General features: G+C 66.1%; 19 protein-coding genes. 10 read left to right on the top strand and 9 right to left on the bottom strand.

Annotated elements, in window-relative coordinates:
- The first annotated feature begins 16 nt into the window (after positions 1-16).
- Entirely contained in the window at positions 17-850 is an 834-nt protein-coding gene (locus FVF58_RS09935) for a GntR family transcriptional regulator (RefSeq protein WP_149669729.1), read from the top strand.
- Between the two features lie 51 nt (positions 851-901).
- On the opposite strand, the gene FVF58_RS09930 is transcribed toward FVF58_RS09935, so the two are convergent.
- From FVF58_RS09930 to phnG, 7 genes are all read right to left on the bottom strand, one after another.
- The gene (locus FVF58_RS09930) at positions 902-2,035 is read right to left on the bottom strand and encodes an alpha-D-ribose 1-methylphosphonate 5-triphosphate diphosphatase (RefSeq protein WP_149669728.1); all 1,134 of its coding nucleotides are present in this window, start codon (positions 2,033-2,035) and stop codon (positions 902-904) included.
- Positions 2,036-2,158: 123 nt separating this feature from the next.
- Positions 2,159-2,923, bottom strand: a complete 765-nt coding sequence (gene phnL, locus FVF58_RS09925; protein ID WP_149669727.1) for a phosphonate C-P lyase system protein PhnL — start codon at positions 2,921-2,923, stop codon at positions 2,159-2,161.
- 8 nt (positions 2,924-2,931) lie between these two features.
- A complete protein-coding gene (gene phnK / locus FVF58_RS09920) occupies positions 2,932-3,702 on the bottom strand; it encodes a phosphonate C-P lyase system protein PhnK (protein WP_149669726.1) in 771 nt (256 codons plus the stop codon).
- Positions 3,699-4,631: an alpha-D-ribose 1-methylphosphonate 5-phosphate C-P-lyase PhnJ gene (locus tag FVF58_RS09915; protein ID WP_149669725.1), complete on the bottom strand. Its 933-nt coding sequence runs from the start codon at positions 4,629-4,631 to the stop codon at positions 3,699-3,701. Before FVF58_RS09915 ends, phnK begins: the two co-directional genes overlap by 4 nt.
- Positions 4,628-5,803 (bottom strand): carbon-phosphorus lyase complex subunit, encoded by a 1,176-nt coding sequence (locus tag FVF58_RS09910; RefSeq protein WP_149669724.1) that lies wholly within the window; start codon positions 5,801-5,803, stop codon positions 4,628-4,630. Before FVF58_RS09910 ends, FVF58_RS09915 begins: the two co-directional genes overlap by 4 nt.
- Positions 5,803-6,414 carry a phosphonate C-P lyase system protein PhnH gene (gene phnH / locus FVF58_RS09905; protein ID WP_149669723.1) on the bottom strand — a complete coding sequence of 204 codons (612 nt, stop codon included), beginning with the start codon at positions 6,412-6,414 and terminating at the stop codon, positions 5,803-5,805. The genes FVF58_RS09910 and phnH overlap by 1 nt, the downstream gene beginning before the upstream one ends.
- Entirely contained in the window at positions 6,414-6,932 is a 519-nt protein-coding gene (gene phnG, locus FVF58_RS09900; protein WP_149669722.1) for a phosphonate C-P lyase system protein PhnG, read from the bottom strand. Before phnG ends, phnH begins: the two co-directional genes overlap by 1 nt.
- A 181-nt stretch (positions 6,933-7,113) precedes the next feature.
- Between phnG and phnF the strand changes: the two genes are divergently transcribed.
- Genes phnF through phnN form a run of 3 tightly spaced genes read left to right on the top strand, consistent with a single transcriptional unit; the run spans position 7,114 to position 9,148 of the window.
- Complete coding sequence (gene phnF / locus FVF58_RS09895; RefSeq protein ID WP_149669721.1) at positions 7,114-7,872, top strand: phosphonate metabolism transcriptional regulator PhnF; 759 nt, start codon at positions 7,114-7,116, stop codon at positions 7,870-7,872.
- Positions 7,869-8,591, top strand: coding sequence for a DUF1045 domain-containing protein (locus tag FVF58_RS09890; protein ID WP_149669720.1), 723 nt, complete (start codon positions 7,869-7,871; stop codon positions 8,589-8,591). The genes phnF and FVF58_RS09890 overlap by 4 nt, the downstream gene beginning before the upstream one ends.
- A gap of 2 nt (positions 8,592-8,593) precedes the next feature.
- On the top strand, positions 8,594-9,148 hold the full coding sequence (phnN, locus tag FVF58_RS09885; protein WP_149669719.1) for a phosphonate metabolism protein/1,5-bisphosphokinase (PRPP-forming) PhnN: 555 nt from the start codon (positions 8,594-8,596) through the stop codon (positions 9,146-9,148).
- 6 nt (positions 9,149-9,154) lie between these two features.
- Here the strand turns inward: phnN and FVF58_RS09880 are convergent, their stop codons facing one another.
- Positions 9,155-10,063 carry a LysR family transcriptional regulator gene (locus FVF58_RS09880; protein WP_149669718.1) on the bottom strand — a complete coding sequence of 303 codons (909 nt, stop codon included), beginning with the start codon at positions 10,061-10,063 and terminating at the stop codon, positions 9,155-9,157.
- Positions 10,064-10,195: 132 nt separating this feature from the next.
- On the opposite strand from FVF58_RS09880, the gene FVF58_RS09875 reads away from it, so the two are divergent.
- Together FVF58_RS09875 and FVF58_RS09870 are read left to right on the top strand one after the other, a co-directional pair.
- Complete coding sequence (locus FVF58_RS09875; RefSeq protein WP_149669717.1) at positions 10,196-11,398, top strand: M20 aminoacylase family protein; 1,203 nt, start codon at positions 10,196-10,198, stop codon at positions 11,396-11,398.
- Positions 11,399-11,479: 81 nt separating this feature from the next.
- Positions 11,480-12,781 carry an MFS transporter gene (locus tag FVF58_RS09870; protein WP_149669716.1) on the top strand — a complete coding sequence of 434 codons (1,302 nt, stop codon included), beginning with the start codon at positions 11,480-11,482 and terminating at the stop codon, positions 12,779-12,781.
- 62 nt (positions 12,782-12,843) lie between these two features.
- On the opposite strand, the gene FVF58_RS09865 is transcribed toward FVF58_RS09870, so the two are convergent.
- The gene (locus tag FVF58_RS09865; RefSeq protein ID WP_149669715.1) at positions 12,844-13,668 is read right to left on the bottom strand and encodes an IclR family transcriptional regulator; all 825 of its coding nucleotides are present in this window, start codon (positions 13,666-13,668) and stop codon (positions 12,844-12,846) included.
- 205 nt (positions 13,669-13,873) lie between these two features.
- Here FVF58_RS09865 and FVF58_RS09860 point away from each other — a divergent pair, with 205 nt between their 5' ends.
- The 4 genes from FVF58_RS09860 to otnC all read left to right on the top strand — a co-directional run bounded on the left by FVF58_RS09860 (position 13,874) and on the right by otnC (position 17,537).
- Positions 13,874-14,578: a FadR/GntR family transcriptional regulator gene (locus FVF58_RS09860; protein ID WP_149669714.1), complete on the top strand. Its 705-nt coding sequence runs from the start codon at positions 13,874-13,876 to the stop codon at positions 14,576-14,578.
- Positions 14,579-14,662: 84 nt separating this feature from the next.
- Entirely contained in the window at positions 14,663-15,553 is an 891-nt protein-coding gene (ltnD, locus tag FVF58_RS09855) for an L-threonate dehydrogenase (protein ID WP_149669713.1), read from the top strand.
- Positions 15,554-15,567: 14 nt separating this feature from the next.
- Entirely contained in the window at positions 15,568-16,878 is a 1,311-nt protein-coding gene (gene otnK, locus FVF58_RS09850) for a 3-oxo-tetronate kinase (protein WP_149669712.1), read from the top strand.
- The gene (gene otnC / locus FVF58_RS09845) at positions 16,875-17,537 is read left to right on the top strand and encodes a 3-oxo-tetronate 4-phosphate decarboxylase (RefSeq protein WP_149669711.1); all 663 of its coding nucleotides are present in this window, start codon (positions 16,875-16,877) and stop codon (positions 17,535-17,537) included. The genes otnK and otnC overlap by 4 nt, the downstream gene beginning before the upstream one ends.
- Positions 17,538-17,604: the final 67 nt, after the last annotated feature.

Below are 17,604 nucleotides of genomic sequence, written 5' to 3'. Positions count from 1 at the left end.
CCGTTAGCTTCGCCCGATGCCGACCAAGAACCTCCTCGCTACCGAACCGCCTCTCTCCGCCAACGCGGCGCTCGTCGCGCCTCGCACGCGACGCCGCGCGAGCGCACAGGCCGGCGCGGCCGTCCCGTTGCCCGATCTGACCGCGAACCTCTCGTTCGATTCGCACGAGCCGATCGGCAAGCAGATTTTCCGCGCGTTGCGGCAGGCGATTTTCGTCGGGCAAATGGTGCCGGGCACGCCGCTGTCGGAGAAGGAAGTGTCCGACATGTTCCAGGTGTCGCGGCAGCCGGTGCGGGAAGCGTTCATCAAACTGGTCGAGGCCGGCGTATTGCAGGTGCTGCCGCAGCGCGGCACGTTCGTGAAGCGGATTTCGCCGCGCCAGGTGCGCGAAGGGCGTTTCATTCGCGAGGCGATCGAAACCGCGGTGGTGCGCAAAGCGGCGGTGTCGATCACCGACGAGCAGTTGCAGGCGCTCGCGGATAATTTGCGCGAACAGAAACTCGCGGCGAAGTCGAACGACACGGCCGCGTTTCTCGCGCTAGACGAGGCGTTCCATTACGCGATTGCCCAGGCGATCGACTGCACGGCCGCCTGGGAAACGATTCAGGACATCAAGGCGCAAATGGACCGGGTGCGCTATCTGAGCCTGCCGGATGTGTCGCCGCTCGATCTGCTGATCAAGCAGCACGCGAAGATTCTGGCCGGCTTGCGCGCGCACGACCCGAGCGCCGCCGAAGACGCGATGCGCAGTCATCTGCGCGAGATTCTGATGTCGCTCGGCCCGATCGCCGCGCGCAACCCCGCGTGGTTCGACGCGGACGAGCCGGAGCGCGTGCCGTTGTCGACGTGAGGCTGAGGCACGACGCGGCGCGGCTGCGCGGCAAGCTTTCCACCCACCCCATCAAACGATCCGTACCCCGTTGCGATACGTCGCGCGCGGCACCGGCAGCGTGTCGAGCATCGTCACGCGCACCAAGTCCGCGCGCAGCCCCGTTTCGATTGCGCCCCGGTCGTGCAGGCCGGCGGTGCGCGCCGGTTCGGCGGAGACCGTCGCCATCGCGCGCGGCAGCGTCCAGCCGGCTTTGTCGACCAGTTCGAACACGGCGGTCATCAGGCTCGACGGCACATAATCCGACGACAGAATATCGAGCAGGTCCGCTCGCGCCAGTTCGAGCGCCGACACGTTGCCCGAATGCGAACCGCCGCGCACGATATTCGGCGCACCCATGATGGTCGAGATGCCATGCTCGCGCGCGGCTTCGGCGGCGATGCGGGTGGTCGGGAATTCGGCGAGCACGATGCCTTCGGCCTTCGCCTGTTCGACGTGCTCGATCAGCGTGTCGTCGTGGCTCGCCACTGGAATGCCGAGTTGCTTGCAGCGCGTAACGATCTCGCGGCGGTGCGCATCGGCGTAACGTTCCTGTTCGACCGACAGTTCGGCCAGCGCGGTCGCGACGTGTTCATCGCTCAGCTTGCCGTTGCGTTCCTGGAAGCGGCGCCATTGCTCGCGGTCATGCCATTGCCGCTGACCGGGCGTGTGATCCATCACCGACGCGAGCCGCAACAGCGGATGCGTGCACAGCGAGTCGAATACTTCTACCACGTCGGCGGTGGCGATCTCGCAGCGCAGATGCAGGAAGTGTTCGGCGCGCAACAGTTTGCGCGTGGAAAAACGCAACAGGGATTCGGCGCATTGCGTTTGCAGATCGCGGCCGCGGATTCCGACGCTCGAGCGCGAGCCGATTGCGAGCGCGTCGAACACCGTGGTGATGCCCGCGGCCGCCACCTGGGCGTCGTGGATCACAAACGCGGCATCCGTATTCCATTGCACGCCCGGACGCGGGGCGAGATGCTTCTCCAGGTTGTCCGTGTGCAGCTCGATCAGACCGGGCAGCAGATAATCGCCGTCCCAATCTTCCGCTTCGCGCGCGGCGGTCGTGCCGCGCTCGATGTCGCGAATCACACCGTCTTCGACGCGTAGCACGCCGGTAAATACTTCTTCTCGCGTCACGATGCGAGCGTTCCTGATCAACATCGACTTGCTCCGTTTAAGTCGGGCCTTGGGTGTTGTTCTACTACTGTGTTTTCATGCATATGCGTTACTCCGGCACCGCGCGTAGCTGGTTCATTCTAGTGCCGTTTCACGCCGGGCAACTAGTCAGTGTCGCCGTGGCGGCCGCAGTTCCAGACGGCGCGTCGCAACCTTGTTGCGCGTCTCTTCGTCGTGAAAGATGCCGACGATCGCCGCACCGCGTTCGCGCGCTTCGACGATCAGATCGGCGACCACGTCGCGGTTCTCCGCGTCGAGCGAAGCCGTGGGTTCGTCGAGCAGCAATAGAGGATGCCCGGCGATCAAGCCACGCGCGATGTTCACGCGCTGCTGCTCACCGCCCGAGAAGGTGGCGGGCGCCAGCGTCCACAGCCGCTGCGGCACGTTCAGCCGGGCAAGCAGCGCGGCGGCGCGCGTGCGGGCCTCGGGTTCGGCGACGCCGCGCGACAGCAGCGGCTCGGCGACGAGCGTGAGTGTCGGCACGCGCGGAATCACGTGCAGAAACTGGCTCACGTAGCCAACCACGTTGCGGCGCAGACGCAACACATCATGCGGTTGCGCGCCGGTGATCGATACGCGCTGACCATGATCCGCTGTATCGCGAATCTCGATCGAACCGGTGCTCGCGAGATAGTTGCCGTACAGACAACGCAGCAGCGTGCTCTTACCTGCGCCCGATGGGCCGACCAGCACGACGCACTCGCCGCGCTCGACTTCGAGCGACACGCCCGCAAGCGCTTCGATTTGCACACCGCCCTGGCCATGCAGCGTGAAGGTCTTGCCGATTCCGGCCGCGCGCAGCATCAGGTCGGCGTTGTTGGAGAACGCGTGCTCACTCGCACGCGCTTCAAAGCCTGTATCAATGGATCGCATTGTGAGCCTCAAACCGGCAGAACCGAGGAAACCAGCGTTTGCGTATAAGGGTGCTGCGGATCGTCGAGCACCTGATCCGTCAGACCCGCTTCGACGACTTCACCCGCCTGCATGACCATCAGCCGATGCGCGAGCAGCCGCGCCACGCCGATATCGTGCGTGACGATCAGCACCGACAGATGCAGCGTGGACGTCAGCGTGCGCAGCAGATCGAGCAGACGCGCCTGCACGGACACGTCGAGGCCGGCGGTGGGTTCGTCCATGAAAACGAGCCGTGGACCGGTCACGAGATTGCGCGCGATCTGCAGGCGTTGCTGCATGCCACCGGAAAACGCGCTGGGGAATTCGTCGATACGGGAAGCGTCGAGTTCGACACGCTCCATCCATTGCGTGGCCGCGTGGCGGATCTCGCCATAGTGGCGCGCGCCGACGGCCATCAGCGGCTCGCCGATATTCGCGCCGGCGGACACGCCGCTGCGCAGGCCGTCGCGCGGATTCTGCTGCACGAAACCCCATTCGGTGCGCATCAGCAAACGCCGGCGCGGTTCCGACAGCGCGAGCAGATCGAGGCGCTCGCCATGCGTGGCGGTGTAGTGGAGCGAGCCGCTGTCGGCCGCGGTTTTCAATGCGAGCGTATTCAACAGCGTGGTCTTGCCCGAGCCGGATTCGCCGACGATGCACAGCACTTCGCCCGGATACAGGTCGAAGCTGACGTTGCGGCAACCGTTGCGGCCGCCGAATTGTTTGGTCAGGGCGCGGGCGCTCAATAGCGGCGTCATGCGGATTCTCCGTGGTGTACGGTGGGCGCTGCCGGATCGAGATCCGCGTCGCCGCGCCGCTCGTGGCAGTAGTCGCTATCCGAGCAGACGAACATGCGCTTGCCCGCGTCGTCGACGATCATTTCGTCGAGGAAGCTCTCCGTCGATCCGCACAACGCGCACGCGTGCTGCCACTTCTGCACTTCGAACGGATGGTCGTCGAAGTCGAGACTGCGTACCGGCGTGTACGGCGGAATCGCGTGAATGCGCCGCTCGCGGCCGGCGCCGAACAATTGCAGCGCGGGGTTCATATGCATCTTCGGGTTGTCGAACTTCGGGATCGGTGACGGCGAACTCAGATAGCGGCCGTTGACGATCACCGGATAGTCGTAAGTGGTCGCGATACTGCCGTGATGCACGATGTCCTCGTAGAGCTTCACGCTGATCAGGCCATAGTCCGCGAGCGCATGCAGCTTTTTGCATTCGGCGACGCGAGGTTCGAGCCGATAGAGCGGTTCGGGCATCGGCACCTGATAGACCAGAATCTGTTTGTCGGTGAGCGGCGTTTCGGGAATCCGGTGACGCGTCTGGATGATCGTCGCTTCAGCCGTGCGGCGCGTGGTCGCCACGCCGGTCGTGCGTGCGAAGAAGCGGCGGATGTTGACCGCGTTGGTGGTTTCGTCGGAGCCCTGGTCGATCACCTTCAGCGTGTCGTTCCTGCCGATGATCGCCGCGGTGACCTGAATGCCGCCTGTGCCCCAGCCGAACGGCAACGGCATTTCACGCGATGCGAACGGCACCTGATAGCCCGGCACGGCCACGGCCTTGAGCAACGCGCGCCGCAGCATGCGCTTGGTCTGCTCGTCGAGGTACGCGAAGTTGTAGCCGTGCGCCGCGCTGTCGGGCGCGCTGTCAATGGTGGTGGCTTGGGATGTCCCGGGCGCGTTCATGCTGCCTGCTCCTCGTGATCGCTGTGTTTGTCGTCGCGCTGATGTTCGCTGTGATCGCGCTCTTGCATGCCATGCTGCGCGCGTAGACGCCGCACGAGTTCCAGTTCCGACTGGAAGTCGACGTAGTGGGGCAACTTCAGATGCTGAACGAAGCCCGAGGCTTCGACGTTATCGCTATGCGAAAGCATGAATTCGATGTCCTGCGTGGACGACGCGATCGTTTCGCCGAGTTCCTCGGCACGTAACGCGCGATCCACCAGCGCCATCGCCATCGCCTTGCGCTCCGAGTGGCCGAACGCGAGGCCGTAGCCTTGCGTAAACGCGGGCGGCACCGCGCCGCTGCCCGCGAACTGGTTGATCATCTGGCATTCGGTGATGTCGATCTCGCCAATGTCGACCGCTTCGCCCAGTTCGTCGAGTTCCATTTCGACGGCAATCGTGCCGAAGCGGATCTCGCCCGCGAACGGATGCGAATGCGCGTAGCCGCGCTGCGTTGCGTAACCCATGGCGAGCAGAAAGCCTTCGTCGCCGCGCGCGAGGTTCTGCAGACGCGTCGCGCGGCTCGCCGGAAAGGCGAGCGGTTCACGGGAAAGATCGCCGGGCTCCCGTGCGTCCAGAGTGGGGCGCTCCTGTTCGATCAGCCCTTCCTTGTCGAGCAGGGTGACGACGCGCGGCATGGCTTGCGTTGACGCCGCCGCGTTTTCACGCGCTGCCTTACTTGCCGGCGCGCCGCTGGCATCCGCGCGTTCACCCGTGCCGTCGCCATCGGCGAGCAACGCAAAATCGAGCAGACGCTGCGTGTAATCGTAAGTCGCGCCGAGCATCTGGCCGCCCGGAATGTCCTTGAACGTCGCCGAAATGCGCCGCTCGACCTGCATCGTCTCGGTGTCGATCGGTTGTGTGTAACCGAAACGCGGCAATGTGGTGCGATACGCGCGCAGCAGGAAGATCGCTTCGACCAGATCGCCGGCGGCCTGCTTGATGGCGAGCGCGGCGAGCTCCTCGTCGAACACCGAGCCTTCGGTCATCACCCGCGCGACCGCGAGGCGCAACTGCTCGCGAATCTGCGCGACGCTGAGCTCGGCGAGCCGCGGATCGCCACGGCGTTCCTTGTCGAGCAGGCGCCATGACGCTTCGATCGCGCGCTCTCCACCCTTGACGGCAACGTACATCAGTTCACCTTTGCTTGAGTTGTGCGCGGCAGGCCGATCAGGCGCGTGCCGCAGACGAGATAACAATCGATCCCGCATGGAAACAGCGGGGCGAGCGCGGCGCGTTCGTGCCAGAAATGCTCGGGCAGACCGACCGGTGAAATCGTTTCGGTATCCAGAATGCCGGGGCCGGTGAGTATGACCGGCGTTCCGCCCGTCAGCGCTTCGACGCGAATCAGCAGCGTGACGGATTGCTCGGGCGATTCCGCCGTGCCGAGCCCGAAGCTCTCCAGTGACGGCAATGCGTTCGCATCATGGATATACGCAAACGCGGCCGCACCGGGTTCATCGACCAGCGGCGCGCCGGTATGAAAACGCAACGCCGAGCCGAGCGCGGTATCCGGTTGCGCGAGCCACACGGGCGTCGCGTAGTCGCACAGCGCCAGCAGCGCGGCAAACGCGGCGGGCTCGGCGCGGGTGGCCCGCACTTCGGGCAACACGCTTTCAATCACGCCGATCGGGCCCGGCCGCGACAGCGCATCGAGCAGCGTGCGGAACACCGCCTGGGTGTCGTGGACCGGGTCCGTGAAACCCGGCGTCAATGTAGACAAAGCAATCTGCGAGTTTTCCATCATGCGCCCCGGACCATCGTGAAGAATTCGACGCGCGTGGCCGCGGCGTCCTGTTGCCGTTCGGCGCGGCCCGCAGCCTGTTGCGCAGCGAGCGGTTCGATCAGTTGGCGGTGCAAAGCCGCGTGATGCTCGGGCAGTTGCAGCAGCGCGTCCGCCAGCGCGGCGAGTTCGGCGCGGCGGCGGTCGCGGCCCAGATGGCACGCGACGCCGACAGCGGCACGCACGGCGATGTCTGCATCATCCGTTACACGCAGACGCAAGGTCGCTCGCGTGACCGTGGCCTCACCGAGATTGAACGGGTCGCCGCTGCCGCCGATGCGCCCGCGCACCATCGCGAGGCCGATTTCGGGCGGCCGCAGCCAGTCGTAAGCGGGAGTGGGGATGGCGTGCAGCGCGCGCTCCAGCGCGGCTTCGAGATCGGCGCGCGGCGTGCGCGCCAGCACGGCCATCCATGCGCGCCGGGCCGACGAGGGCGGCACGGCGGAAGCGGCGGTAGGCGAGGCGGGAGTGGCGCTCATCGGATTTCCTGTTGATCCAGCGAATGGACATTTGACCATCTATTCATCTAAACGTCTAGACGTTTAAAGGTATGCTTGCCGAGCGGTGTTACGCGATAGACCCGTTTCACATTTCCATCACGGCTTGCGCACTACAATGCTCGTCATAGCGATGATTTGAACCTATAGGAATGACAGCACCATGACATCGAACGACAGCGCGACGCCGGGCACGACGCTCGAACGCGGCGCGGGCGTTGCCGTCTGGCGGCAGATCGAGCAGATTCTCGCGGCCGAGATCGCGGCGAGCGGATTCGGCGAAGAAGGCCGCTTGCCAAGCGAGGGCGAACTCGCCAAACGCTTCGACGTGAACCGGCACACCGTGCGCCGCGCCATGCTGGGCCTGGCCGCACTGGGCCTCGTCAGCGTGGAACAGGGGCGTGGCACCTTCGTGCAGCCCGGCGCGATCGACTATACGATCGGCCGCCGCACGCGCTTCACAGAGAACCTGCGTCAGCAGCATCACGCGGCGGCGGGCACGATGCTGTCGGCCACGCGCGTGAAGGCCGAGCCGGGCGTCGCGAAGGCGCTCGGTCTGCGGGCCGGCGCGGCGGTCTACCGGATCGAATCGCTGCACGAGTCCGATGGCGTGCCGCTCACGTTCGCGCGCAACTGGTATCCCGCCGCGCGTTTCGCGAATCTGCCCGACGTGCTGGAGCGCACCGGCAGCATCACCAAGTCGATGGCCGAGTTCGGCGTGACCGACTATCTGCGCAAGTGGAGCCGTATCGGCAGCGTGCTGCCCGAGCCGGAAGTGGCGCGGCGTTTGAACATCAACCGTCAGCAACCGGTGCTGTGGGTCGAGAACGTCGACGTCGATCTGCAAGGCACGCCGATCAAATACGGCTTCACGCATTTCGCGGCGGATCGCGTGCAACTGCTGGTGGAGCACGACCTGTGAGCGGCGCCGTCTGGAGCGACACTGCGCGTTTCGCCGTGTATTACGCGCCCTCGCGTGAGTCTGCATGGTGGCGCGCCGGCTCGGTATGGCTCGGCCGCGATGCGCAAAGCGGCGAGGCATGCGTGCCGCCGCAACCGCAAGGCTTGACGCGTCCTCTGATGGAGTTGACCGAAGCACCGCGCCGCTATGGTTGGCATGGCACGCTGGTCGCGCCGTTCCGTCTCGCCGACGGTATGACGCAAGACGACCTGCTGGCCGCGACGCGGGCATGGGCGCTCACGCAACAGGCGCTCAGCTTGCCGGTGCAAGCCGCGCCGCTCGGCGATTTTGTCGCGCTGCGTCCCGCGGATCAGCAAGGCGAAGCAAGCATGCGCGCGCTCGCGGCGAGCGCGCTGCAAAAACTCGACGCCTTGCGCGCGCGGCCGTCGGCGGCCGATCTCGCGCGCCGGCTCGCCGCGCCGCTGAGCGAGCCGCAGCGTGCGTTGCTGGTCAAATGGGGCTATCCGTATGTGTTCGACGAATTCCGTTTTCATATGACGCTGTCCAGTTCGCTCACCGACGCCGGCGAGCGCGCGGCGCTGGTTGCGTGGTGGCGGCAGCAAACGCCCACGCTCGGCCCGCTCGCGGTCGATCACGCCGCGCTCTTCGTCGAGCCGTCGCCCGGTGAGCCGTTCGTGTTGTGGCAGCGTGTGCCGTTTCAGACTCGCGAGGTGAAATAACGATGTCAGGCCGTTTGATCTATGTGATGGGCCCGTCCGGCGCGGGCAAGGACTCGCTGCTGGAATTCGCGCGCAAGCGTCTGATGGGTGAGCCGATTCTGTTTGCGCATCGCTACATCACGCGGCCGAGTGGCCACGGCGAAGCGCATGTCGCATTGAGCGTCGAGGAGTTCGCGGTGCGTTCGGTGCTGGGGCTGTTCGCGCTGGAGTGGTCGAGCCATTCGCTGCGCTATGGCATCGGCATCGAACTCGACACGTGGCTGGCGAGCGGCTGCACGGTGGTCCTCAACGGTTCCCGTCAGCATGTGCGGCATACGCTGGCGCGTTATCCGCAGACCGAAGTCGTGCACGTGGATGCCGCGCCGCATATTCTCGAAGCACGTCTCGCCGCGCGGGCGCGTGAATCGGCAGAGCAGGTCGCGGCGCGGCTCGCGCGGCGTGCGCCGTTTGCCTTGCCCGACAGTGTCCGTTGCACGACTATCGACAACTCCGGCCAACTCGAAGACGCCGGACAGGCACTCGTCGCGTTTCTGCTGGAACGCGCCGTCGTTCAGTAAGCCGAACTAGTCGGCTGCCGCCATCCGCTCGCGCGTTGCCTGCTGCAAACACGACACGAACTGCTGCACGGCCGGCGTCGGCAGCAGATCACGCCGCGAGATGATGCTGAGATCGTAGTTCGGCAGTGCGTCTTCGATCTGCGCGACACGGATGCCGAGCGGCGCGACCATCTGCGCGAGCGGCCTCGTAAAACAGCCGATCACATCGGTCTGCGAGACCAGCCCCAACGTCACCGCGAACGACGACGGCGCGCGCACCAGGCGCTTCGGCACCGGCAGGCCGTGCGCGTTGAACATCGCCATCATCACGCTGTGCGGAAACTGATCGGTGCCGACGGTCGCGATCCACTCCGCGTCGAGCAGCTCGTGCAGCCGCGTGACGTTCGCGAGCGGATGCCCGTCGCGCATCGCGACGACGAACTGCGTGGAGTAGAGCGGCACTTGCACCAGATCGCTGTCGAGCGCCTGCACGTGATGAAGCGCCGCGATGTCGAGTGCGCCGTTGCGCAAACGCGCGAGCGCGTCGGGAATCGTCACTTCTTCCAGGTGCAGATTCACCAGCGGCATTTTCCGGCGAAAGTTCGACACCGCATGTGGCAGCGCGGTGAGCGCGATCGACGGCATCGTGCCCACGCTCACCATGCCGGCCAGTTCCCCCTTCACCTGCTCGACCGCTTCGACCGTGCGCCGCATGTCGCCCAGCAACTGCTCGGCACGCGGCAGCAGCGCGTGTCCGCACGCCGTCAATTCGATCCCGCGCACGCTGCGCACCATCAATTCCGCGTTTAGCGCGCTCTCCAGTTCGCGAATCGTATGCGTGACGGCCGGTTGCGTCACGCCGAGTTCGCGCGCGGCAGCCCGCAAGCTGCGGTGATGCGCGGCTGCGACGAAGGCCTGCAACTGCTGCAGCTTCATGAGGGTAATCCTCTATATAAAGCGTGTTAATCGGGGTGAAAAAAATAGCATCTTATTCGAACAAAATGGGGTGGCTATAGTGCTGGGCTGTTTGCCGCGTGCCGCGCGGCCTGAATCCCCGGAGCAACCGAGATGAGCGAAGCCGACCGTTTTACTGCGCGTTTTACCGAAGTGTCCGACCTGGAGCCCGCCGCGCCGGGCCTGCGCGAGATTCGCCAGCACATTCATCACCATCCGGAGCTGGCCTACGAGGAACTGCAAACCGGCGCGCTGGTCGCGCAGAAGCTCGAACAATGGGGCTGGCAGGTCACGCGCGGGGTCGGCCAGACGGGTGTGGTGGGCACGCTGAAGGTAGGCGACGGCCCGCGCAGCATCGGTATTCGCGCGGACATGGACGCGCTGCCGATCGTCGAGCAAACGGGTCTGCCGTATGCGAGCGGCACGCACGGCAAGATGCACGCCTGCGGCCACGACGGCCACACCACGATGCTGCTCGGCGCCGCGCAACATCTCGCCGCCACCCGCAATTTCTCGGGCACCGTGCATCTGTACTTTCAGCCGGCCGAGGAAAGCGGCGTTGACAGCGGCGCGCTGAAAATGATCAACGACGGCCTGTTCGAACGTTTTCCGTGCGACGCCGTGTTCGGCGTGCACAACCATCCCGGCGCGGAGCCCGGCGTGCTGCTGTTCCGCAAGGGGCCGTTCATGTCGGCGGGCGACAAGGCGATCATCACGATCGAGGGCGTCGGCGGCCATGCGGCGCGTCCGCATCTGACGGTCGATCCGGTCGTGGTCGCGGCGAGCATCGTGATGGCCTTGCAGACGATCGTCGCGCGCAACGTCGATCCGTCGCAGCCGGCGGTGGTGACGGTCGGCTCGATGCACGCGGGCACCGCGAACAATGTGATTTCGAGCAGCGCGAAACTCGAACTGAGCGTGCGTTCGTTCAGCCCCGAAGTGCGCGCGCTGCTGAAGAAGCGCATTACCGAGCTGGCCGAAACCCAGGCTGCAAGCTATGGCGGCAAGGCGGTGGTCGAATACATCGAAGGCTATCCGGTGGTCATCAATTCGGATGCCGAAACGGATTTCGCGGTGCAGGTGGCGCGCGAACTGGTCGGCGACGACAAGGTGGTCGCGCAGACCGACATCCTGATGGGCAGCGAAGATTTCGCGTTCATGCTGCAGAAGCGGCCGGGCACGTTCCTGCGGATCGGCAACGGCGCGGGCGAGGACGCCTGCATGGTGCACAACCCGCACTACGATTTCAACGATCGCAACCTGCCGGTCGGCGCGGCGTTCTGGGCGCGGCTGGTGGAGCGGTATCTGGGGCAGTGACGGCGCAGATGAACCGGTAGTGAACAGCGCCGGCTGCGCGCCGCAGCTGGCCGACACGACAACGAAAAGAAAGACCACGCGATGAACACCACTACCAATGCGAGCCACGCCGTCGGCGCCAGCCGGATCTCCAGCCGGGGCGCGGTCGCCGCGGCGGTGATCGGCAACTGGCTCGAATTCTTCGACTTCACCGTGTACGGCTTTTTCGCGGTGATCATCGGCAGGCTGTTTTTCCCGTCGACGGACGCGACCACGTCGTTGTTGTTGTCGGTGGCGACCTTCGCGGCGGGCTTCATCACGCGGCCGCTCGGCAGCGTGATGCTCGGCGTGTACGCGGACCGCAAGGGCCGCAAGGCCGGGCTCAACCTGACCATCATGCTGATGGCGGCGAGCACCGGCCTGATCGCGATCACGCCGACTTATGCGAGCATCGGCCTCGCCGCGCCGTTGCTGATCGTGTTCGCGCGCCTCGTGCAAGGCTTCTCGCAGGGCGGCGAGTTCGGCGCGGCCACTTCCACCTTGCTGGAACAGGGCGGCGGCACGCGGCGCGGTTTCCGCGCGAGCTGGCAGCTGGCGACGCAAGGCGGCGCGGCGCTAATGGGCGCGGGCGTGGCGGCCGCGCTGTCGGCGGCGTTGTCGAAGGAAGCGCTGGAAAGCTGGGGCTGGCGCGTGCCGTTTCTGATCGGCGTGCTGATCGCGCCGGTCGGCATCTATCTGCGCCGCCGCCTCGCCGACGACGCATCCGCCGCGCACGCCCACGCGATCGAGCGCGGCGTGCTGCACGAACTGTTCACCGCGCATCTGCGTGCGCTCGTGCTGATCACGCTGACGGTGATGGGCGGCACGGTCTCCACGTACATCCTCACGTTCTACATGCCGACCTACGCGATCCACACGCTCGGCCTGCCGATGTCGCTGTCGATGCTGGTCGGCGTCGCGTCGGGCTTCGTGATGCTGGTCACGTGTCCGCTGTTCGGCATGCTTTCCGACCGGATAGGCAGCCGCAAGCGGCCGATCCTGTTCGGTCGTGGCGTGCTGGTGCTGCTGCTGTTTCCGGCCTTCATGCTGATGAACCGCTTCCCGCAGCTATCGGTCGTGATATCGCTGACCGCGCTGATGCTGCTGTTCTATTCGATGGGGTCGGCGTCGGAATTCGCGTTGATGTGCGAGTCGTTTCCGCGACGCGTGCGCGCCACTGGCATCTCGATCGCTTATGCGTTGAGCGTGTGCGTGTTCGGCGGGACCGCGCAGCTGGTCGCGACGTGGCTGATCCGGCTGACCGGCAGCAAGCTCGCGCCGGCCGGATATGTGGCGGCGTGCGTGGTGGTGTCGCTGATCGCGGTCTCGATGCTCAAGGAGACCGCGAACAAGGCGATTGATTGAGCGGTGATGAAGCGCGCAACTGAAGCTTCGTGAGCGGGCCGCGATGCCCGCTCGCGCTTTGATCACCCGCGCCGCGCCACCATCTCCGACACCGTCTGCGCCGCCTGCTGCAACGGCTCCAGAAACGCCTTCACCATCTGCTTCGCCGAATTGCGCTGCGCGTTGCCGCTGATGTTCATCGCGGCGATCACGCGTCCCTGGCGATTGCGGATCGGCGCGGACAGCGAAATCAGCCCGCCTTCCAGTTCCTGATCGACGATCGCCCAGCCCTGGCGGCGCACCTGCGCGATCAGCTTCTTCAGCTCTTCCTTGTCGGTGACGGTGCGCGGCGTGTGCGCGTAGAGCGGCGTCGAGCCGAGGGTCGCGTCGAGCGTCTCGTCGTCGAGCGAGGCCAGCAGCACGCGGCCCATCGACGTGCAATACGCGGGCAGCCGGCTGCCGATCGACAGGTTGATGGTCATGATCTTGTGGGTCGGCACGCGCAGCACGTAGACGATCTCGGTGCGGTCGAGCACGGCCGCCGAGCAGCTCTCGTGCACCTGCGCCGACAGTTGCTCCATCACCGGCTCGGCGAGATTCCAGAACGGCATCGAGGTGAGATACGCGAAGCCCAGGTCGAGAATCTTCGGCGTGAGGCGGAACAGCCGCCCCTCGGCTTCCACGTAGCCGAGCGTTTGCAGTGTCAGCAGAATGCGGCGCGCGCCGGCGCGGGTGAGGCCGGTCGCGGCGGCGACATCGGTGAGCGTCTGTTCGGGGCGCGTCGCGTCGAACGCGCGAATCACCGCGAGCCCCCGCGCGAAGGACTGCACATACGAGTCGCCCGGTTTGTCCGGGGCCGGTTCGGCGCTGACGGGAACGGCGGAAGACGGCGGCAGGGCTTTGCTCATGGGCCTTGAAGGATGCGTTCGGGAACTGCGCCGGCGCCCGCGCCGATTCTCGCGACGCGCTGCTGCGCAAAGGCGTGACGATAGCTTAAGCCTTCTGTTTCGCCAACTTAACGCAAAATTGCTCGCACCTCCCAGGGTTTGCGCGGATGCCGAGCGCATCTTAAATTTGTATGATGACCCGATAACATGATCAATCGAGGCATCGATGTTCGACAAGATTCCTGCGCGGGCGTTGAGCGACACCGTCGCGCAGCAGCTGCTCAAGCAGATCGATAAAGGCACCTTCGAGCGCGGTGGCAAGCTGCCGACCGAAGCCGTGCTCGCGCAGCAGTTCGGCGTGAGCCGCACGGTGATCCGCGAGGCGATCTCGCGGCTGAAGAACGAGGGCGTGGTCGAGCCGCGCCAGGGCAGCGGCGTGTTCATCGCGGCGCACGGCGCGATCCGGCCGTTGCGCATCGATTACGCCGAGGCGGTCGAGCCCGGCTCGGTGGTGCAGATTCTCGCGCTGCGCCGCGCGATCGAAGCCGAGGTGGCGTCGGAAGCCGCGATGCGCCGCAGCGACGCCGACATGGCGTCGATCGATGCGGCGCTCGCGCGCATCGAACAGGCGGTGGCCGAAGGCGAGGACGGCGTCGCCGAAGACGTCGCGTTCCATCGCGCGATCGCGGCGGCCACCGGCAATCCGTATTTCCTCAAAACGCTCACGTTCCTGAATCAGTACCTGGAAGCGGGCACGGTCGTCACGCGCCGCAATGAAGCATTGCGAGAGGACTTCTCCCGCCAGGTGCGCGAAGAGCACGCGGCCATCGCCGCCGCGATTCGCGCGGGCGACCCGATGGCCGCGCGCAATGCGGCGCAAACCCATATGTACAACGCCGCGCGGCGGCTCGCGGAAGCGGGCATTTGCTGAGCCGGGCGGGTGCGCGGGTTGCGTCCGGTGAACGGATGAAGTGAACGGGCGCAACAACGCATAACGAATCTTGAGAGGACAAGCATGTCGAGAAATGTCGGTGTCATCGGTCTGGGCGCAATGGGCCTGGGTGTCGCGCGCTCGTTGTTGCGCGCGGGCTTTCGGGTCCACGCGTGCGATCTGCGCCGCGAGGTGCTGCAGGCGTTCGTCGCCGAAGGCGGCGTAGGTTGCGCGACGCCCGCCGAACTCGGCGCGCAATGCGACGTGGTCGTCACGCTGGTGGTGAACGCCGCGCAAACCGAAGCCGTGCTGTGCGGCGAGCAGGGTGCGCTTGCCGCGATGAAGCCGGGCGGCGTGGTGATCGCGAGCGCGACGGTCGCGCCGGACTTCGCGATCGAACTCGGCAAACGGGTCGAGGCGGCCGGTTTGCAGATGCTCGACGCGCCGGTCTCGGGCGGCGTGGCGCGCGCCGCCTCCGGCGAGATGACGATGATGACGTCCGGACCCGCGGTGGCCTATGCCGCCTGCGAGGACGTGCTGGCCGCGATGGCCGGCAAGGTTTATCGCCTCGGCTCGGCGCATGGCGCGGGCTCGAAGGTGAAGATCATCAACCAGTTGCTGGCCGGCGTGCATATCGCGGTGGCCGCCGAGGCGATGGCGCTCGGCTTGCGCGAAGGCGTGGATCCCGACGCGCTGTACGACGTGATCACGCACAGCGCCGGCAATTCGTGGATGTTCGAGAACCGCGTGCCACACATTCTCGCCGGCGATTACACGCCGTTGTCGGCGGTCGATATTTTCGTCAAGGATCTCGGGCTCGTGCTCGATACCGCGCGCCGCTCGAAATTCCCGCTGCCTTTGTCGGCGGCCGCGCATCAGATGTTCATGATGGCGTCCACGGCCGGTCACGGCGGCGAGGACGATTCGGCGGTGATCAAGATTTTCCCCGGCATCGACGTGCCGGCGGCGAAGTAAGCGAGGAGCAGGCCATGACGGCTAACACGAAACGCGCGCTGCTCGGCTGCATCGCCGACGACTTCACCGGCGCGACCGATCTCGCCAATATGCTGGTGCGCGGCGGCATGCGCACGGTGCAGACCATCGGCGTGCCGGAGTCGAACGAAACGCTCGAGGCCGACGCGCTGGTGGTCGCGCTGAAGTCGCGCACGATCCCCGCTGCCGACGCCATCGCGCAATCGCTCGCCGCGCTCGACTGGCTGCGCGCGCAAGGGTGCCGGCAATTCTTCTTCAAGTACTGCTCGACTTTCGATTCGACCGACGCGGGCAACATCGGCCAGGTGACCGATGCGTTGCTCGATGCGCTGGCCGCCGACGGTCATGCCAGTGCTTTCACGATCGCCTGCCCGGCATTTCCGGAGAACGGCCGCACGATCTTTCGCGGCCATCTGTTCGTCGGCGACGTGCTGCTCAACGAGTCGGGGATGGAGAACCATCCGCTCACGCCGATGCGCGATGCGAACCTCGTGCGCGTGCTGCAACGTCAGACGCAGTCGAAAGTCGGCCTCGTGCGTTACGACGCGGTGGCCAAGGGGGTGTCGAGCGTGCGCGCGGCGTTCGATGCGTTGCGCGGCGACGGCGTGCGTATGGCGATCGCCGACGCGGTGTCCGACGCCGATCTCCATGCGCTCGGCGAAGCTTGCGCAGACCTCACGCTGATCACGGGCGGCTCTGGCGTCGCGCTGGGCTTGCCGGCCAACTTCCGGCGCGCGGGTCTGCTCGCGGAGCAGGGCGACGCCGCGCAGTTGCCGCGCGTCGAAGGCTTGTCGGCGGTGCTGGCCGGCAGTGCGTCGAAAGCGACCAACGCGCAGGTGGCGGCATGGCGCGCGAACCGGCCGGCGTTTCGCATCGATCCGCTCGCGGCCGCGCGCGGCGAAGCCGTCGTCGAGCAGGCACTGGCCTTCGCGCAGACGCATCTCGAACGAGCCGAGCCCGTGCTGATCTACGCGACCGCCACGCCCGACGAAGTCAAGGCGGTGCAGCGCGAACTCGGCGTCAACGAAGCGGGGCATCTGGTCGAAGCTACGCTGGCGTCGATCGCGCGCGGCTTGCGCGAACGCGGCGTGCGCAAGTTCGTGGTGGCGGGTGGCGAGACCTCAGGTGCGGTGGTGCAGGCACTCGACGTGCGCACGCTGCGCATCGGCGCGCAGATCGATCCGGGCGTGCCGGCCACGGCGACGACCGGCGCCGAGCCGCTCGCGCTCGCGCTGAAGTCGGGCAACTTCGGCACGACCGATTTCTTCGACAAGGCATTGCGTCATCTCGACGGAGTCGCGCCATGAGCGCCGGGCCCGCACTCCACACGACCAGCGAGGCCCGGGTACGCGAGGAAATTTGCGTGAATGGCGCGAGCCTGCATCAGCGCGGCTATACGGTGGGCACCGCCGGCAATATCAGCGCGCGTCTGGACGACGGCTGGCTGATCACACCCACCGACGCCTGTCTCGGCCGCCTCGATCCCGCCGATATCGCCAAGGTCGACTTCGACGGCAACGCGGTGTCGGGCGGCAAGCCGTCGAAAACGCTGGCGCTTCATCGCGGCATCTATGCGCGCAACAGCGAGGCGCGCGGCATCGTCCATACGCATTCGACGCATCTGGTCGCGCTGACGCTCGCCGGTGTGTGGAGCGAGACGGACGTGCTGCCGCCGCTCACGCCGTACTACGTGATGAAAGTGGGCCACGTCCCGCTGATTCGCTACAGCCGTCCCGGCGATCCGCAAGTGGCCGCGCAGATCGCCGCGCTCGCCGACCGCGTGCGCGCGGTGCTGCTGGAACGTCTCGGCCCGGTGGTGTGGGAGCGCTCCGTCGCGCAGGCCTCTTACGCGCTCGAAGAACTCGAAGAGACCGCGCGCTTGTGGCTGATGACGAATCCGCGTCCCGCGCCGCTCGACGAAACCGCCATCGAAGAACTGCGCGCAGTGTTCGGCGCGCGCTGGTAGAACCCCGACACAACGAAGCCATGCCGCCCCCGGCGCGCATCCGGCTATTCATGGAAGGAGACAATGC

Source organism: Paraburkholderia panacisoli (assembly GCF_008369935.1).
Classification (GTDB): Bacteria; Pseudomonadota; Gammaproteobacteria; order Burkholderiales; family Burkholderiaceae; genus Paraburkholderia; species Paraburkholderia panacisoli.
This window is presented reverse-complemented; position numbering and strand designations above follow the sequence as displayed.

What these genes read in the sequence shown, in the direction of transcription:
- FVF58_RS09935 (WP_149669729.1), top strand. Translation starts at nt 17, where the DNA reads ATGCCGACCAAGAACCTCCTCGCTACCGAACCGCCTCTCTCCGCCAAC.
- FVF58_RS09930 (WP_149669728.1), bottom strand. Translation starts at nt 2,035, where the DNA reads ATGTTGATCAGGAACGCTCGCATCGTGACGCGAGAAGAAGTATTTACC.
- phnL (WP_149669727.1), bottom strand. Translation starts at nt 2,923, where the DNA reads ATGCGATCCATTGATACAGGCTTTGAAGCGCGTGCGAGTGAGCACGCG.
- phnK (WP_149669726.1), bottom strand. Translation starts at nt 3,702, where the DNA reads ATGACGCCGCTATTGAGCGCCCGCGCCCTGACCAAACAATTCGGCGGC.
- FVF58_RS09915 (WP_149669725.1), bottom strand. Translation starts at nt 4,631, where the DNA reads ATGAACGCGCCCGGGACATCCCAAGCCACCACCATTGACAGCGCGCCC.
- FVF58_RS09910 (WP_149669724.1), bottom strand. Translation starts at nt 5,803, where the DNA reads ATGTACGTTGCCGTCAAGGGTGGAGAGCGCGCGATCGAAGCGTCATGG.
- phnH (WP_149669723.1), bottom strand. Translation starts at nt 6,414, where the DNA reads ATGGAAAACTCGCAGATTGCTTTGTCTACATTGACGCCGGGTTTCACG.
- phnG (WP_149669722.1), bottom strand. Translation starts at nt 6,932, where the DNA reads ATGAGCGCCACTCCCGCCTCGCCTACCGCCGCTTCCGCCGTGCCGCCC.
- phnF (WP_149669721.1), top strand. Translation starts at nt 7,114, where the DNA reads ATGACATCGAACGACAGCGCGACGCCGGGCACGACGCTCGAACGCGGC.
- phnN (WP_149669719.1), top strand. Translation starts at nt 8,594, where the DNA reads ATGTCAGGCCGTTTGATCTATGTGATGGGCCCGTCCGGCGCGGGCAAG.
- FVF58_RS09880 (WP_149669718.1), bottom strand. Translation starts at nt 10,063, where the DNA reads ATGAAGCTGCAGCAGTTGCAGGCCTTCGTCGCAGCCGCGCATCACCGC.
- FVF58_RS09875 (WP_149669717.1), top strand. Translation starts at nt 10,196, where the DNA reads ATGAGCGAAGCCGACCGTTTTACTGCGCGTTTTACCGAAGTGTCCGAC.
- FVF58_RS09870 (WP_149669716.1), top strand. Translation starts at nt 11,480, where the DNA reads ATGAACACCACTACCAATGCGAGCCACGCCGTCGGCGCCAGCCGGATC.
- FVF58_RS09865 (WP_149669715.1), bottom strand. Translation starts at nt 13,668, where the DNA reads ATGAGCAAAGCCCTGCCGCCGTCTTCCGCCGTTCCCGTCAGCGCCGAA.
- FVF58_RS09860 (WP_149669714.1), top strand. Translation starts at nt 13,874, where the DNA reads ATGTTCGACAAGATTCCTGCGCGGGCGTTGAGCGACACCGTCGCGCAG.
- ltnD (WP_149669713.1), top strand. Translation starts at nt 14,663, where the DNA reads ATGTCGAGAAATGTCGGTGTCATCGGTCTGGGCGCAATGGGCCTGGGT.
- otnK (WP_149669712.1), top strand. Translation starts at nt 15,568, where the DNA reads ATGACGGCTAACACGAAACGCGCGCTGCTCGGCTGCATCGCCGACGAC.
- otnC (WP_149669711.1), top strand. Translation starts at nt 16,875, where the DNA reads ATGAGCGCCGGGCCCGCACTCCACACGACCAGCGAGGCCCGGGTACGC.